General features: G+C 51.9%; 10 protein-coding genes and 2 rRNA genes. 11 read left to right on the top strand and 1 reads right to left on the bottom strand.

Annotated elements, in window-relative coordinates:
* The first annotated feature begins 166 nt into the window (after positions 1-166).
* The 4 genes from JRJ22_RS00055 (at position 167) to ltrA (ending at position 5,787) form a co-directional block, all read left to right on the top strand.
* Positions 167-3,093: ribosomal RNA gene (locus JRJ22_RS00055) — 23S ribosomal RNA — on the top strand.
* A 57-nt stretch (positions 3,094-3,150) separates the two neighbouring features.
* Positions 3,151-3,267, top strand: a 5S ribosomal RNA gene (gene rrf, locus JRJ22_RS00060).
* Between the two features lie 263 nt (positions 3,268-3,530).
* On the top strand, positions 3,531-3,947 hold the full coding sequence (locus tag JRJ22_RS00065; protein ID WP_206102622.1) for a hypothetical protein: 417 nt from the start codon (positions 3,531-3,533) through the stop codon (positions 3,945-3,947).
* 448 nt (positions 3,948-4,395) lie between these two features.
* Positions 4,396-5,787 (top strand): group II intron reverse transcriptase/maturase, encoded by a 1,392-nt coding sequence (ltrA, locus tag JRJ22_RS00070; RefSeq protein ID WP_206102623.1) that lies wholly within the window; start codon positions 4,396-4,398, stop codon positions 5,785-5,787.
* A gap of 137 nt (positions 5,788-5,924) precedes the next feature.
* On the opposite strand, the gene JRJ22_RS00075 is transcribed toward ltrA, so the two are convergent.
* The gene (locus JRJ22_RS00075; RefSeq protein WP_206102624.1) at positions 5,925-6,449 is read right to left on the bottom strand and encodes a hypothetical protein; all 525 of its coding nucleotides are present in this window, start codon (positions 6,447-6,449) and stop codon (positions 5,925-5,927) included.
* Between the two features lie 208 nt (positions 6,450-6,657).
* Here JRJ22_RS00075 and JRJ22_RS00080 point away from each other — a divergent pair, with 208 nt between their 5' ends.
* The 7 genes from JRJ22_RS00080 to JRJ22_RS00110 all read left to right on the top strand — a co-directional run bounded on the left by JRJ22_RS00080 (position 6,658) and on the right by JRJ22_RS00110 (position 12,146).
* Entirely contained in the window at positions 6,658-6,843 is a 186-nt protein-coding gene (locus JRJ22_RS00080) for a sigma factor G inhibitor Gin (protein WP_054944052.1), read from the top strand.
* Between the two features lie 212 nt (positions 6,844-7,055).
* Positions 7,056-8,681, top strand: a complete 1,626-nt coding sequence (locus tag JRJ22_RS00085) for an aminotransferase class I/II-fold pyridoxal phosphate-dependent enzyme (RefSeq protein ID WP_206102625.1) — start codon at positions 7,056-7,058, stop codon at positions 8,679-8,681.
* Positions 8,682-9,323, top strand: coding sequence for a dTMP kinase (tmk, locus tag JRJ22_RS00090; protein ID WP_206102626.1), 642 nt, complete (start codon positions 8,682-8,684; stop codon positions 9,321-9,323).
* A gap of 78 nt (positions 9,324-9,401) precedes the next feature.
* Positions 9,402-9,731 (top strand): cyclic di-AMP receptor DarA, encoded by a 330-nt coding sequence (locus tag JRJ22_RS00095; protein WP_054944049.1) that lies wholly within the window; start codon positions 9,402-9,404, stop codon positions 9,729-9,731.
* 35 nt (positions 9,732-9,766) lie between these two features.
* Positions 9,767-10,210 (top strand): YaaR family protein, encoded by a 444-nt coding sequence (locus JRJ22_RS00100; protein WP_054944048.1) that lies wholly within the window; start codon positions 9,767-9,769, stop codon positions 10,208-10,210.
* A gap of 18 nt (positions 10,211-10,228) precedes the next feature.
* Complete coding sequence (gene holB, locus JRJ22_RS00105) at positions 10,229-11,203, top strand: DNA polymerase III subunit delta' (protein ID WP_206102627.1); 975 nt, start codon at positions 10,229-10,231, stop codon at positions 11,201-11,203.
* Between the two features lie 142 nt (positions 11,204-11,345).
* Positions 11,346-12,146 carry a PSP1 domain-containing protein gene (locus JRJ22_RS00110; RefSeq protein ID WP_054944046.1) on the top strand — a complete coding sequence of 267 codons (801 nt, stop codon included), beginning with the start codon at positions 11,346-11,348 and terminating at the stop codon, positions 12,144-12,146.
* Positions 12,147-12,155 lie beyond the last annotated feature (9 nt).

Here is a 12,155-nt window from a genome sequence, read left to right on the forward strand (position 1 = left end):
CCTGTTACTCACTCGTTGGTCAGTTTTGAGAGTTTAAGCTCTCTACTTGATCCTTGAAAACTGGATACCGAAACGAATTTGCGTTTTAGAACATTCTTTAAGCTGAACTTGTGTAAACAAGTTTCAATTATAGCAATGCTGGCGATTTTCCTAACGGAAAACGCATGGTTAAGCTAATAAGAGCACACGGAGGATGCCTAGGCGCCAGGAGCCGACGAAGGACGTGGCGAACAACGAAACTGCCTCGGGGAGCTGTAAGCAAGCTTTGATCCGGGGGTGTCCGAATGGGGAAACCCAGCTGTGGTAATTCGCAGTTACTCACACCTGAATACATAGGGTGTGTAGAGGCAGACCAGGGGAACTGAAACATCTAAGTACCCTGAGGAAGAGAAAACAATAGTGATTCCGTCAGTAGCGGCGAGCGAACGCGGAACAGCCTAAACCAAGGGGCTTGCCCCTTGGGGTTGTGGGACGTCTCACATGGAGTTACAAAGGAATATGGTAGGTGAAGAGGTCTGGAAAGGCCCGCGATAGAGGTAAAAGCCCTGTAACCTAAACTGTGTTCCCTCCGAGACGGATCCCGAGTAGTGCGGGGCACGTGAAACCCCGTATGAATCCAGCAGGACCATCTGCTAAGGCTAAATACTACCTGGCGACCGATAGTGAAACAGTACCGTGAGGGAAAGGTGAAAAGCACCCCGGAAGGGGAGTGAAATAGAACCTGAAACCGTGTGCTTACAAAAAGTCAGAGCCCGTTTTAGGGGTGATGGCGTGCCTTTTGTAGAATGAACCGGCGAGTTACGTTTAACATGCAAGGTTAAGGTGAGAAGCCGGAGCCGCAGCGAAAGCGAGTCTGAATAGGGCGACTAAGTATGTGGACGTAGACCCGAAACCGTGTGATCTACCCCTGTCCAGGGTGAAGGTGCGGTAACACGCACTGGAGGCCCGAACCCACGTATGTTGAAAAATACGGGGATGAGGTGGGGGTAGCGGAGAAATTCCAATCGAACTCGGAGATAGCTGGTTCTCCCCGAAATAGCTTTAGGGCTAGCCTCGGTGAATGGAGTGGTGGAGGTAGAGCACTGATTGGGTGCGGGGCCCGCAAGGGTTACCAAGCTCAGTCAAACTCCGAATGCCATTTACTTCTTGCCGGGAGTCAGACAGTGAGTGCTAAGATCCATTGTCAAAAGGGAAACAGCCCAGACCATCAGCTAAGGTCCCCAAGTGTGTGTTAAGTGGGAAAGGATGTGGAGTTGCACAGACAACCAGGATGTTGGCTTAGAAGCAGCCACCATTGAAAGAGTGCGTAATAGCTCACTGGTCGAGTGACTCTGCGCCGAAAATGTAACGGGGCTAAACACACCACCGAAGCTATGGCTAGATGCTTTGCATCTGGGGTAGGGGAGCGTTGTATGTGGGTTGAAGGTGTACCGTAAGGAGCGCTGGACAGCATACAAGTGAGAATGCCGGTATGAGTAACGAAAAGATCAGTGAGAATCTGATCCGCCGAAAGCCCAAGGTTTCCTGAGGAAGGCTCGTCCGCTCAGGGTAAGTCGGGACCTAAGGCGAGGCCGAAAGGCGTAGTCGAAGGACAACAGTTTGAAATTACTGTACCACCGTAATCCGCTATGAGCGATGGGGTGACGCAGGAGGGTAGTGACGCGGACTGATGGATGTCCGTCTAAGCAGTGAGGCTGGTGTGTAGGCAAATCCGCACACTATTAAGGCTGGGCTGTGATGGGGAGCGAAAATTACAGTAGCGAAGGTCATGATCTCACACTGCCAAGAAAAGCCTCTAGCCAGGAGAAGGTGCCCGTACCGCAAACCGACACAGGTAGGCGAGAAGAGAATTCTAAGGCGCGCGGAAGAACTCTCGTTAAGGAACTCGGCAAAATGACCCCGTAACTTCGGGAGAAGGGGTGCCTCGGTAGGGTGAATAGCCCGAGGGGGCCGCAGTGAAAAGGCCCAAGCGACTGTTTAGCAAAAACACAGGTCTGTGCGAAGCCGCAAGGCGAAGTATACGGGCTGACGCCTGCCCGGTGCTGGAAGGTTAAGGGGAGTGGTTAGGGGTAACCCGAAGCTATGAACCGAAGCCCCAGTAAACGGCGGCCGTAACTATAACGGTCCTAAGGTAGCGAAATTCCTTGTCAGGTAAATTCTGACCCGCACGAATGGCGTAACGACTTGGGCGCTGTCTCAACGAGAGATCCGGTGAAATTTTAATACCTGTGAAGATGCAGGTTACCCGCGACAAGACGGAAAGACCCCATGGAGCTTTACTGCAGCTTGATATTGAATTTGGGTACGATCTGTACAGGATAGGTGGGAGCCGTAGAGGCAGGAGCGCAAGCTTCTGCGGAGGCGCCGTTGGGATACCACCCTGATCGTATCTAGGTTCTAACCTGGTACCCTAAGCGGGTACGGGGACCGTGTCAGGCGGGCAGTTTGACTGGGGCGGTCGCCTCCTAAAGAGTAACGGAGGCGTTCAAAGGTTCCCTCAGAATGGTTGGAAATCATTCGAAGAGTGCAAAGGCATAAGGGAGCTTGACTGCGAGACCTACAAGTCGAGCAGGGACGAAAGTCGGACTTAGTGATCCGGTGGTACCGCATGGAAGGGCCATCGCTCAACGGATAAAAGCTACCCTGGGGATAACAGGCTTATCTCCCCCAAGAGTCCACATCGACGGGGAGGTTTGGCACCTCGATGTCGGCTCATCGCATCCTGGGGCTGAAGTAGGTCCCAAGGGTTGGGCTGTTCGCCCATTAAAGCGGTACGCGAGCTGGGTTCAGAACGTCGTGAGACAGTTCGGTCCCTATCTGTCGTGGGCGCAGGAAATTTGAGAGGAGCTGTCCTTAGTACGAGAGGACCGGGATGGACGTACCGCTGGTGCACCAGTTGTTTCGCCAGAAGCATGGCTGGGTAGCTACGTACGGACGGGATAAGCGCTGAAAGCATCTAAGCGTGAAGCCCCCCTCAAGATGAGATTTCCCAGTATGTAAGACCCCTTGAAGACGACGAGGTAGATAGGTTGGAGGTGGAAGTGCAGTAATGCATGGAGCTGACCAATACTAATCGGTCGAGGGCTTATCCAACATTTCGAAGAACGCAGATTCGTTTCGGATTCAGTTTTCAGGCGATTAAGCCTGCCGTTTGGTGGCGATAGCGGAAGGGTTCCACGCGTACCCATCCCGAACACGACCGTTAAGCCTTCCAGCGCCGATGGTACTTGGACCGAAGGGTCCTGGGAGAGTAGGACGCCGCCAAGCACATGAAGCCATTGTTGAATCATCGACAATGGCTTTTTTTGTTGTATATAACTGGAAAGAAAGAGTGGTTGTAGAGATGAATTCATTATAAAAGCGTTTTCAATTGAGTGACATTTTTGTTACCGACGGCATGGTATATCCAAGTATAATAGAAAAGTGCAAATATTAAGCAGCACCTTAATACGAATGAACTACTGATAAATTCTAAATTTGAATTTTCTTGTGTCTTTTGATGCATGGTAGAGGTAAGGAGGATTTAAGGTATGAAGCTAACCCGACCCTTATGGATATTATTTATTGTTTGTATAGTGAGTGTAATGTTTACTGGTTGCGGAGCGAAAGAGCCCAACTGGGATACTTTTGAGGGAGCACTTAATGAAAAAAGCTTTCCTGTCCCCAAGGAAGCCAGTTCTCCTGACCGGGCTACTACAAATGTTGCTATGGACTATGTTCGTTACTCCTTGTCTGGAATTAAGGAAAAGGAGGGTGTACCCGAGCCTTACCTGAAAGCGATTAAAGCTTGGGGATGGGAGGAACAAAAAGGGGATGAAGATGCGGGAAGCTCCCGTGTTTTTCAAAAGGACGGACTAATTGTACATTTAACCGTACATGACGGCTATTTCACAGTAATGATTCCGAAGGAAAAGAAAGCCTCCATAAAAGGGCTGAAGAGTAAATAAATAAACGCCGTCCAAAGTGGACGGCGTTTATTATTGTAGTACGCCCAGCATGGGCGTCATCTCTAGGGTGAAAGTCCCGAGCGGGGGCTGGCAAGCGCCTACCGTTAGCCAAGGGCAAGGGTGTCCACCGTGAGGCGGAATCTGAAGGAAGCCGGAGGCAAAAGCACGACCTGAGGTACACGAATCCAATTTGAGGCGGTTGCAGCCGGATGAGTCACCTATACATGACAAAATCCAGAGCTGCCAAGGGCTGCAGCCGTAAACTTGGGCAGGTGCGGGCGGAAAGATGACGTTCTTATCTGGGGAGGCCTGCCGGAGGGGCAAGGAAAAAAAACTTGTAACCGTAGCCGAGAGGCTGCGCTGAACCGGCAGGAGTCAGCAGAGGCCATAGTACGTAAACTGCTGCAGCGTTTACGGAAGGGCTGAACCGAAAGGAGAGAGGAAACCGATGCGTTCGCATGAAGTGCAAAGACAGCAGAATATCTCGCAAGAGAGCTTACGGCAAAGAGAAGCGGTGAAGCCGCCAGGGTATGCCGGAGCGCCGAGTTCTTCGTCGGCACAAATCGCCCCTTCCTCTCGCGAAGCAGAGAGCAACTTGCTGGAGCGAATGCTCGAAGGAGACAACCTTCGGCTCGCGTATAAACGAGTGGTACAAAACGGAGGAGCGCCCGGTGTGGACAATGTAACGGTAGCGAATCTACAAGCTTATTTGAAAACACATTGGGAATCGGTGAAAGCCGAACTTCTAGCGGGGGCTTACAGACCTGCGTCAGTCAAACGGGTGGAAATCCCCAAACCCGGAGGCGGTGTAAGGCTACTAGGCATCCCAACCGTTATGGACCGTTTTCTCCAGCAGGCGCTTCTACAAGTCATGAACCCGATCTTTGACGCAGAGTTCTCCTGGTATAGCTATGGCTTTCGACCGGGGAAAAGTGCACATGACGCCGTGAAACAAGCGCAAAGATATATCCAAAGTGGCCTCCGGTGGGTCATAGACCTCGATCTGGAGAAATTCTTTGACCGGATAAACCACGACATGCTGATGGCAAGAGTGGCGCGGAAAGTGACAGACAAAAGAGTACTGATCCTGATTCGTGCATATCTGAACGCCGGAGTTATGGTGAACGGAAAGCTGGAACGTAGCCGGGAAGGAACGCCCCAAGGCGGTCCGCTCAGTCCGCTTTTGGCAAACATTCTACTGGATGATCTGGATAAGGAATTGACCGGACGCGGGCTGCGTTTTGTACGCTATGCAGACGACTGTAATATCTTTGTGGCGAGCAAACGAGCGGGCGAACGGGTCATGGAATCGGTTAGCCGATTTGTAGAAGGAAAGCTGAAACTGAAAGTGAACCGGGATAAAAGTGCGGTAGCAAGGCCGTGGCACCGAAAGTTCTTAGGATTCAGTTTCCTGAGCCAGAAACAGGCGACGATTCGATTAGCTCCAAAAACAATCTCGCGATTCAAGGAAAGAATACGTGAACTAACGAATCGAACGTGGTCTATTTCCATGGAAGAGCGAATTCGCCAAGTGAACCGGTATGTGATGGGATGGCTTGGCTATTTCCATCTGGCGTCGGCGAAGAAACACCTCCAAACGCTGGACCAGTGGATTCGGAGAAGGCTGCGAATGTGCCTGTGGAAACAATGGAAACGAGTGCGCACACGGATCCGCGAACTCCGGGCGCTTGGGGTGCCTGAGTGGGCCTGTTTCACGATGGCAAACTCACGGCGAGGCGCATGGGAAATGTCCCGGAACACAAATAATGCCCTTCCCACTTCCTACTGGGAAGGGAAAGGGCTGAAAAGTTTGCTTTCACGTTATTTGGAGCTTTGTTAACCTTTTGGAACCGCCGTATGCGGACCCGCATGTACGGTGGTGTGAGAGGACGGGGGCTCGCCGCCCCCTCCTACTCGATTCTGCATAAGGGACTGCTGATGTCTGTAGGTGATGAACGTATGTATGCGGTTCTGCAATTATTGAGCGTAATAAGAAACGTCTGCAGGATTGAATTTCAGCATCCCGCCTTTATCATCGCGGCGCAGTCTCAGCAGGGTATACAGCCGGGGCAAGAGCAGCCAGAGATGGCAGATTGCCAAGGAGGTTGTGAACGCCGGAGGAGCCCACACAATAAAAAGCGCAGCAATGCATAGGCCGATCCAGAAATTATGCAGCTGCACCTTACGAAAGATGCCGTAGCTGATATATTGATCCGGCATATAGCCGAGCCAAGGCAGACGCAGAGACACCTTCCACCGTTTAGCGATGGGATGCCCGGTGATAAGGAGGACGGATCGTGAGATGACATACTGGACCCATAATACAACGGGAGCCGCAACAACCATATATAACAGGCTCCACCAGGAGAGGAATATGGTCTCCAGTACTACGAATATTAAAGGAAGCGTAATGTAGATCCGCAGCTTGGCAGTAGTCAGGTTTATTTTTTTAATAAGCTTGTATTGATAGAATGTAGCTGCACCTTTGGTGTTGGGTTCCATAAAGAAAGTTCAGACCTCCTCGTGTGTTCTCATGTTAATAATATCGGCTGTCTGCGGCGTTTTATTAAACTTCAGCGGGAGAATCACCAGCCTGGCGATCACAGAATATATATATTTTGAGTAACCCGGATAGGAAAAAACTATGAAAAGGTTTAAAATGATAGAAGGTGTAACATACTGTTCTTAAAAGAGTCAAGGTGGGATGGATATGGAACAGCAAACCGGACAGTCCTGCATTATTTGCGGGCAGATGAAAGAAGAAGGTATTGTTATTGTCTCGCATTTCATTTGTGAAGATTGCGAGAGCGAAATGGTGCGTACGGATGCTGAGGACATCAAGTACCGTTTTTTCATTGGCCGGATGAAGAAAATCGGACTCCAAAAGAACGCCTGATCCGAGTGAAGGCATTTGTAACAACAGTGTAAAGAGAGCGGGCGGTGGATCTGTGTCGCAATGGCTGCATTATAAGCAATTCATTTAACGGCTTCCCCGTGTTGTGGCGGGAGGGGCCGTTTTGTTGTGCGGATGATGCTTTTAAGCGGAATAATAGGCGTTTAGGCATATTTGCGTTAAAATAGAGGTAACCCCCAGGGAAGGATAAGAACATGAACATTTTAGAGCCTGGCAGGGCACCGATATATGAGATGCTGGAACAATATAGACTTAAGGGTAATATATCTTATCACGTGCCTGGCCACAAGAACGGTGAGGCCTATAGCGGAGCTGAAGGGGCAGGATATTTGGATGAGATCATGAGGTACGACGTAACGGAAATTACCGGAACGGATGATCTTCACCACCCGGAAGGGGTCATTAGGGAGGCGCAGCAGCTGGCTGCGGATTGTTTTGGGGCGGAGGAAAGCTTTTTGCTGGTCGGCGGAAGTACCGCCGGCAATCTGGCACTTATCTTAACCGTTTGCCCGGAACCCGGGATGGTTCTGATTCTGCAGCGTAATGTCCATAAGTCGGTGATTCACGGCTTAATGCTGGCTGGCGTGCGGGCAGTCTTCCTCGAACCGCAGCTGGATGCGGACAGCGGCCTCGCGGTCGCTCCGGCGGCTGAAGCGGTGCAGGCTGCACTTGCAGCCTACCCGGAGGCCGCCGCCGTGCTGGTCACCATGCCGAATTACTACGGCATGGGCACAGACCTGGCGCCCCTCGCGTGCATCTGTCACGACAGCGGCGTTCCGCTGCTGGTTGACGAGGCGCACGGGGCGCATTACGGGCTGCACCCGGCGCTGCCGGCCGGGGCGCTTGCCTGCGGCGCGGACGGCGTGGTGCAGTCCACGCACAAGATGCTGCCGGCGCTGACGATGGGCGCCATGCTGCATGTGCAGGGGCCGCGCCTTAACCGCGCCTTGCTGCGGCAGCGGCTGGCCATGGTGCAGAGCTCCAGCCCATCCTACCCGGTGATGGCTTCGCTCGACCTGGCCCGGCGGCTGGTGCACCTGGGCGGCGCCGGCGCCTTCACGGCGGGGCTCGCCGCCGTGGACGTGCTGAAGCGCGGCTTAGCTTCGCTGCCGCGCTTCGGGCTGCTGCAGCCGGCTCAGCCGCTGCAGCCTCACGGCGGCGCTGGCACAGCCGCCGGAATGGACACGCTGCCGGCAGAAGCGGCGGCGTACACTACCCAGGACCCCTTCAAGGCGGTCATTTATGACGCCGCCGGGGTCCTGGGGGGCTTCGAGCTGCAGCGCAGGCTCGAAGAGAAGGGCATTGTGCCGGAGATGAGCGACGACCGGCACGTAGTGCTTGCCTTCAGCCTCGGCTCGAAGGCGGAGGATACATTCACGCTGCTGGCCGCGCTGCGGGAAATAGACGCCGAAATGGCGGCTGCTGCCCTTTCTAATCTAAGGGAGGCGGCTGAACCGTTCTCCAGCCCCTCATCCTTCAATAGGGCAGAGGAAAATCAATCTCCATCCGCTGAAGTTTCCACGTGGAACAATTCTATTCAAGCACTTATTTCACAGCCGGTGGCGTTTTCCCTGAAGCCGGTGACAGCAAGTGAAACCGAAAGCATACACCTCGAATACAGTGTAGGGAGAGTAGCGGCAGAGATGGTAATCCCTTATCCGCCTGGCATTCCGCTCTTGTATCCGGGAGAAGTCATAAGCGAAGCAGCATGCAGAAGGCTGTCAGCGCTCCGTCAGGGAGGGGCTAAGTTTCAGGCCTGCACAGACCCCGCCTTACGGCGTATAGTGGTTTACAACAATAAGAAGGGCGGAGAAGTATAAGTGGGACGTGAAGGTTTTTTCATTACTTTGGAGGGAGGCGATGGCTCAGGAAAAACAACTGTGCTGGGCAGGGTAGCAGCTTATCTGCAGAATCACTCCATGCCTTATATCATTACCCGCGAACCGGGGGGCATTGAAATCGCCGAGAAGATCCGCTCCATTATTCTTGATCCAGCCCATACCGCAATGGATGCGCGGACCGAAGCGCTGCTGTATGCAGCGGCAAGGAGCCAGCATCTGGCGGAGGTCGTGGAGCCGGCACTCAAAGAAGGCCTTACGGTGCTTTGTGACCGTTTTGTCGACAGCAGCCTTGTCTATCAGGGCTTTGCACGGGGCCTTGGAATCGAAAAAGTGCGGAGCATTAATGACTTTGCAACCGGCGGCCGCACACCGGATCTTACGTTTTACCTGGATGTAGAGCCGGAGGTAGGCCTCTCTAGAATTGCTGCCAATCAGGACCGCGAGGTTAACCGCCTTGATCTGGAGAGTCTCGCCTTCCATCAGAAGGTTCGTGAAGGCTATCAGCTGGTGACTCAGTCCGATCCTGGCCGTATTGTCGTTCTTGATGCCAACCGTCCGATCCATATGGTCGAGCAGGACATCGTGCATACGCTGAAGGAGCGGATATTAAAGGGTTTTTAAGGCATATTGTCTAATATATCTTAAGTGGGCAGCATTATAGGTGAGTTATCTAACCAAACTTTTAGGAGGAATGCGAAGATGAAGCTAATCATTGCTATTATCCAGGACAAAGACAGTAACCGGTTGTCCAGTGAACTCGTCAAAGCCAATTTCCGTGCCACTAAACTGGCCAGTACAGGCGGATTCCTGCGGGCAGGCAATACAACATTTCTGATTGGTGTAGATGATAGCCAGGTTGAACCCGTGCTGAGTGTTATCCGCAATAGCTGTAAGGTGCGCGAGCAGCTGGTTACCCCGGTTACTCCGATGAGTGGTACGACGGATTCCTATTTGCCGCTTCCTGTAGAGGTCCAGGTGGGTGGAGCTACAGTATTTGTACTGCCTGTCGATCGTTTTGAGCATTACTGAGCATACTAGAGTAAACGATAAGGGCGGTAGATACTTTGAAGATTAACCCGGGCTACAGGCCCTTAAAAAGTGAACTCCCGAACGCTGATGCGGAACGCAGGCCTATCCAGCAGAAGACGTTTAGCGATGTTTTTCAGCAGCAGGGACAGCAGAAAACCATTGATGAATTGAACCGCCAGATTAAAGATATTCAGCAGCAGGGCGATCGGCTGGCCAAATCAATGACCGTCCGTGAGCTTGCGATATACAGAAATCTTATTAAACGTTTTCTGGAAGAGACTGCGCGGCGCGGCGTTATCCTCAAGGAGACAAAGGGCTGGGACCGCCGTGGCCGAGGCAAACGTTACAAGCTGCTGGAGGAGATTGACGCGGCACTCTTGAATTTGGCCGATGAGCTGCTGGAGAGCGAGCAGGGCCGGATTGATCTGCTGGGCCGGGTTGGAGAAATCCGCGGTATGCTGATTAACCTTTCTTTCTAAAAGAAGTTGGAGGAATTTATGCCTTTTCATGATATATTAAGCCAGGAGGATGCCAAACGCCTGCTGCAGAATGCACTGCGCAAGGATGCAGTCAGTCATGCGTATTTGTTCACCGGCCCAGCCGGAAGCGGACAGATGTCAACTGCACTCATGTTTGCCCAGGCGATATTTTGCACAAAGCTTAAGGATGATGCCTGCGGGGAGTGCTTGGAATGCCGCAAGGTAGAGCATGGCAACCATCCGGATCTGACTTTACTGAAGCCTGACGGGGCAAGTATTAAGATCGATCAGATCCGTGAGCTGCAGCGTGTTTTTTCCTACCGGTCTGAAGGAGTTAATCCGAAGGTTTACATTATAGAGGGAGCGGACAAAATGACGGTGCAGGCCGCCAACAGTCTGCTTAAATTTTTGGAAGAGCCGCCTGCTCCGGCAGTCGGTATTCTGATCTCCGATAATAGCAGTTCCCTGCTTCCAACCATCCAGTCGAGAACCCAGCGTATCCCTTTCAGCCCGCTGCATCCTGATATTATGCTTCAGGCTTTGTCGGGGGAGGGGGTTCCGGTACCCCTGGCACGGTGTGCAGTATCACTGACTTCAGGGCTCGATGGGTGCAGGGAACTTTTGGCACAGAATTGGTTTGCAGAAATGAGAAATCTAGTGTTACAATTAGCAAAGGAGTCTATGGGCAAAGGCAGCTCTGCAGTGGCAACAGCCGGACAGAAGCTGTTCAAGACCGGGCTCGGTGAACATTTGGATACTCTTTTCAGCATGTTCCATCTTTGGTTTAAAGATATGCTCTACTTCCTGTACCGAAGACACGAAAGCATCGTTTTCATAGATCAGTTAGACTTTATTTCCAGACATGCCCGTCAGCGGAGTACGGAGCAATGGGTGGCTTATATGGAATTCGCAGCGGAGAGTAGTCGCAGGCTCCGTTCTAATGCTAACGCCCAATTGTGTCTGGAGCAGTTTTTAATCCGATTGGAAAGTTAAAGACTTAGTTGTGATATCATCCTCCGGATCAACGCTTCAGCCTGGAAGTATGGGTTTAACGGATAAGGAAGGACAAGCATCGATCACCAGGGAGCGGATTTGCTTAAGGGTTCCTTTTACCGGCAAACAAGGGGGTTAATTTTTGTACAGCGTAGTAGGCGTCCGCTTTAAAAAAGCGGGTAAAATATATTATTTCGATCCACTTGATTTCCCGATTGAACGTGATCAATGCGTTATTGTGGAGACAGCAAGAGGGGTAGAATACGGTAGAGTTGTCGTTGGCAAAAAAGAGGTGCAGGAAGCCGATGTTGTATTACCTCTCAAGAAAGTCATGCGGATCGCCGGAGAAACCGACGCACGTGTGGTGGAGGAGAACAAAGGTGCAGCAAAGGACGCTTTCACCACCTGTTTAAATAAAATCCGCGATCATGGCCTCAAAATGAAGCTAGTGGATGTAGAGTTTACGTTTGACCGCAACAAGATCATATTTTATTTCACCGCCGAGGGCCGCGTCGATTTCCGCGAATTGGTCAAGGACCTGGCGAGTATATTCCGTACCCGTATCGAACTGCGTCAGATCGGTGTACGCGATGAAGCCAAGATGCTGGGTGGACTTGGACCTTGCGGGCGGGTGCTGTGCTGCTCCTCCTGGCTTGGGGATTTCGAGCCGGTATCGATAAAAATGGCTAAGGATCAGAATCTTTCGCTCAATCCGACCAAAATCTCCGGTTTGTGCGGACGGCTGATGTGCTGCCTGAAGTTTGAGCATGATAATTACGAAAGTACAAAAGAAGAAATGCCGGCGGTAGGCAAAATCGTCGTAACCTCACTGGGCGACGGTAAGGTGGTAGGAATTAATGCCGGAAACCGCACGGTCCATGTGCAGTTGTTTGAAGTGGGCAAAGTTAAGGAACTTCCAATGGATGATGTTGTCGTCAAGTAAACCATATAA

Origin of the sequence: Paenibacillus tianjinensis (assembly GCF_017086365.1) — a bacterium.
GTDB lineage: Bacteria > Bacillota > Bacilli > Paenibacillales > Paenibacillaceae > Paenibacillus_AQ > Paenibacillus_AQ tianjinensis.

Coding starts and splice junctions, on each gene's coding strand:
- JRJ22_RS00065 (WP_206102622.1), top strand. CDS start 3,531: ATGAAGCTAACCCGACCCTTATGGATATTATTTATTGTTTGTATAGTG.
- ltrA (WP_206102623.1), top strand. CDS start 4,396: ATGCGTTCGCATGAAGTGCAAAGACAGCAGAATATCTCGCAAGAGAGC.
- JRJ22_RS00075 (WP_206102624.1), bottom strand. CDS start 6,449: ATGGAACCCAACACCAAAGGTGCAGCTACATTCTATCAATACAAGCTT.
- JRJ22_RS00080 (WP_054944052.1), top strand. CDS start 6,658: ATGGAACAGCAAACCGGACAGTCCTGCATTATTTGCGGGCAGATGAAA.
- JRJ22_RS00085 (WP_206102625.1), top strand. CDS start 7,056: ATGAACATTTTAGAGCCTGGCAGGGCACCGATATATGAGATGCTGGAA.
- JRJ22_RS00095 (WP_054944049.1), top strand. CDS start 9,402: ATGAAGCTAATCATTGCTATTATCCAGGACAAAGACAGTAACCGGTTG.
- holB (WP_206102627.1), top strand. CDS start 10,229: ATGCCTTTTCATGATATATTAAGCCAGGAGGATGCCAAACGCCTGCTG.